1 protein-coding gene is annotated in these 3,592 nt (G+C 63.8%); it reads right to left on the minus strand.

The window, feature by feature from the left end:
• The coding region (locus DOM27_RS17835; protein WP_245392789.1) for an Ig-like domain-containing protein at positions 1-3,592 on the minus strand (3,592 nt) is incomplete at both ends.

The raw sequence follows: 3,592 nt of genomic DNA on the forward strand, positions 1-3,592 counted from the left end.
GCCATTCTCATCCGCAGCGACCGTGCCGATCTGGGTACCGTTGGCCAGAATCGCCACCGTGGCGTTGGCTTCGGCGGTGCCAGTCAGCATCGGGGTGGCGTCATTGGTGCTGTCGCCATCGGCTAGCGGTCCGGTCGGGTCGACATCGTCGGTAGCGCTGACAATGGTCGGTGCCTCTGGTCCGGTGGCATCGATCGTCACCGCACCGAGGTTGCCCGTATCGCTGGTGTTGCCCGCGGTATCGGTCTGGCGGACCTGCACGTCGCCATCGGCATAGATGCCTTCCGGCAGTTCGAAACTGGTGCCGGACCCGGTCGTCCAGTTGGTACCACCGTCGGTGGAATACTCCCAGGTCGCGCCATCCTCGAGATTGTCCACGTTGATCGTGGCATCGCTGGTGATGCCATCGCCATTCGTGCCGGTGTCAGTTGTCAGTGTCGGTGTTGGCGTGGTCGGAGTGCCGGTATCGATGTTCAGTGAGAACTGGTTGCTGGTGCCGGATGCGTTACCGGCGACATCCGTCGTCGTGGCGGTAAAAGTTGTTTCGCCGTCGGCCAGGGCGTCCATGTTTTCTGGCGTTAAGGACCAGTTGCCGTCGCCGTCGGCGATGGCGGTGCCGATCTGAGTGCCGTTGGCGGAAACCGTGACCGTGGCATTGGCTTCCGCGGTACCGGTCAGTGTCGGCGTGGCATCGTTGGTGCTGTCGCCGTCGATGAGCGTCCCGGTCGGGTCGACGTCGTCGGTGGCGCTGTCGATGGTGGGCGCGTCCGGTATGTCGGTATCGACCGTCAGCGTGAACGAATCGCTCGCTCCGGATGTATTGCCGTTGCCATCGGTGGCGGTAGCCGTGAAGACGGCGTCGCCTTCCGGCAGCGCATCGACCAGGGCGTAAGACCAGTTGCCCTGATCATCGGCAGTGACGGAGTCGACCTCGACACCGTTGAGGGAAATGGCGACCGTGCTGCCGGCTTCCGCCATACCCTGCAGGACGGGCAGCGGGTCGTTAGTGCTGTCGCCGTCGGCGAGATCGTCGGTTTGCGGATCGACATCGTCGACCGCAAATTCGATGGTCGGTGGGGCGGGCGGGGTGACGTCATTGAGATCCGCGTCAACGGTAGTACTGGCGGACGGCCCGACATTGCCGGCGGCATCGGTTGCCGTGGCGTTGACCATGGTGGCGTCTGCCAGCGGTGCATCCGGAGAGAACGACCAGTTGCCCTGGGCGCCGGCAGTCGCCGTCCCGATCACGGTATCGTCAACGGTCAACGTGATCGTGGCACCGGGCTCGGCGGTACCCGTGATCGGCGAGCCGTCGGTGGCGTCCAGCGTCGGCGCGGCGGGCGCTTGCGTATCCACGGTCAGGGTGAATTCGGTGCTGACCGGTGAAACATTGCCGGCTACGTCAGCGGTCCGGGCAGTGAAAGTGTAATCGCCGTCATCGAGCGTGGCGGGGGTGAACGCCCAATTGCCATCGGCATCGGCGGTAACGCTGGTGAGCTCCGTACCGTTCTGGAAAATGGTCACCGTGGTATTGGCTTCGGCGGTACCGGTCAGCGTCGGGGTCGCATCGTTGGTGGCATCTCCGTTGACCAGATCGTCGGTAGCCGGGTCGACATCATCCGTCGCGCTGACGATGGTCGGTGCCGCCGGGTCGGTCTGGTCGACCGTAATCGGCCCCAGGCTACCGATATCACTGGTATTGCCGGCGACATCGGTCTGACGCACCAGGATGTCGCCATCGTCGTAAGGCGCCGCGTCTAGCTCGAAGCGGCTACCGGCTCCCGTGTTCCAAATAGTGCCGCCGTCGGTGGAATACTCCCAGGTCGATCCCGGTTCTAGGCCGGCGACATTGACCGTGGCGTCGCTGGTGATGCCGTCTTCCGCATTATCGCCAGTGTCGTTGGCCAGTGTGGGTATCGGGGCAGCGGGGTCGGTGGTATCCACCGTCAGCGTGAAGGTGGGGCTGGCCGGCGAGACGTTGCCCGCGGTATCGGTGGCTACGGCGGTAAAGTCCACATCGCCATCGGGTAGAGCGTCGGCGTCGTCGATAGCGAATGACCAATTGCCGTCATCGTCGGCATCGGCAGTGCCGATCTGCGTGCCATTGGCGAGGATTGCCACCGTGGTGTTAGCTTCGGCGCTGCCGGTCAGCGTCGGCGTGGCGTCGTTGGTGGTGTCGCCGTCGTCGAGCGTATCGGTCGGGTCGACATCATCTGTGGCGCTGAAGATTGTCGGCGCGACAGGATCGGTCAGATCGACCGTCACGGCACCAAGGTTGCCCGCCTCGCCGGTGTTACCCGCGGCATCGGTCTGACGAACCTGCACGGCATCAGCGACATAGTCGCCTTCCGACAGTTCGAAACTGGTACCAATGCCGGTTGTCCAGCTATCGCCGCCGTCGGTGGAATATTCCCAGGTTGCGCCGCTTTCGAGGCCACCGATGTTGATCGTGGCATCGTTGGTAACGCCGTCACCCTCAGTTCCCGAATCGTTGGCCAGCGTTGCGGTCGGGGCGTCAGGCACAGCCGTATCGAGCGTGGTGATATCGCTGACCGTGCCGGTGTTGCCGGCGGCATCGGTCACGGAGAGGGTGGCTGTCAGTTCGCCGTCGGCGAGACTCGACAGATTAATGCCTGTGGTTGTCAGATTTCCGTCGGCGTCCACATTGAAATCGGTGACATCGAAAATGACACCGTCACTATCGCTGATCGTCAAGCCGGTGACGGAAGCACCGCCCTCCATGCGCCCGGTCAAGGTGACATTGCCGGCCTCGTCGACGTTCAGGAAGCCATCGCCGCCGTCATCGATATGAATGTCGTTGCCATCGGCATTGGGCGCGGTCGCGTCGACCGTGGCCGTGGCTTCAGGGCTGACGTTACCGCTGGCATCGGTCGCGGTGGCGTTGACTTCGGTCCCGTCGGGTAGCGGATCGTCTGGCGTGAACGACCAACTGCCGTCGTCAGGATCGGCGTCGACGCTGCCGATCGGGGTGCCATCTCCGGTCAACGTAATCGTGCTGCCGGGTTCGGCGGTACCGGTGATCTCGTCTCCATTGGTCGGCTCGATCGTCGGCGCCGCAGGGGCCGTCGTGTCGAACGTCAGCGTAAACGTCGGGCTGGTGGCAGAAACGTTGCCGGCGATATCAGTCGCGGTGGCAGTGAAGACGGTTTCACCGCCAAACAGCTGATCCTCCTCGTCGGTTGCGAACTGCCAGTCGCCGTTGCCATCGGCCGTGGTGGTGCCCAGGTTTCGACCGTCGGCGTAGACGGTCACGATGGCATTGGCTTCGGCGCTGCCAATCAGTGTCGGCGTCACGTCGTTGGTCATATCGCCTCCGCCGATCGACCCTGCGGGAGGAACGTCGTCTTCGGCGCCTTCAATGACAGGGACTTCCGGGGCGGTCAGATCGATGGTCACTGCACCGAGTTCGCCCGCCTCGCCGGTATTACCTGCGGCATCGGTCTGGCGGACCTGCACGTCGTCAGCGCCGTAGTCGCCTTCCGGCAGTTCGAAGCTGCTACCCATGCCGGTCGTCCAGCTATCGCCGCCATCGGTGGAATATTCCCACGTTGCTCCGCCTTCGAGGCCGCCG

The organism is Salinicola halimionae, assembly GCF_003206065.1.
In the GTDB taxonomy this organism is placed as follows: Bacteria; Pseudomonadota; Gammaproteobacteria; order Pseudomonadales; family Halomonadaceae; genus Salinicola; species Salinicola halimionae.